The sequence below is a fragment of the Hydrogenophaga sp. GW456-12-10-14-TSB4 genome, from assembly GCF_059424305.1.
The window spans coordinates 1-518 of record NZ_JBWKZH010000163.1; the positions used below are offsets into that span (position 1 = coordinate 1).

Here is a 518-nt window from a genome sequence, read left to right on the forward strand (position 1 = left end):
GCGGGCTTTCGCGCCGGCGAGCTGGTGCACAACGCCTTCAGCTACCACATGACCCCGGGCGCCTTCATCCTGGAGTCCGGCGCCCACGCCGTGGGCTGCTCGGTCTTCCCCGCCGGCACCGGCCAGACCGAACAGCAGCTGCAGGCCATCACCGAGCTCAAGCCCGAGGCCTACACCGGCACGCCCAGCTTCCTGCGCATCCTGGTGGAGAAGGCCCAGGCCGATGGCGTGGACATCGGCAGCCTGCGCAAGGCCGTGGTGGGCGGCGAGGCGCTGCCGCCCAGCCTGCGCGACTGGTTCGCCGAGCGCGGCGTGGCGGTCTACCAGAGCTACGCCACCGCCGACCTGGGCCTGGTGGCCTACGAGACGAGCGCGCGCGAGGGCCTGGTGATCGACGAGGGGGTGATCGTGGAGATCGTGCGCCCGGGCACCGGCGAGCCCGTGCCCGAGGGCGAGGTGGGCGAGCTGGTGGTCACCACCCTGAACCCGGCCTACCCGCTGATCCGCTTCGGCACGGG

Annotated in this window: 1 protein-coding gene; it reads left to right on the forward strand. The window is 72.6% G+C overall.

What is annotated here, in order from left to right:
• A partial coding sequence (locus AC07ZS_RS29895; protein ID WP_494802049.1) for a phenylacetate--CoA ligase family protein occupies positions 1–518 on the forward strand: 518 nt, incomplete at both ends.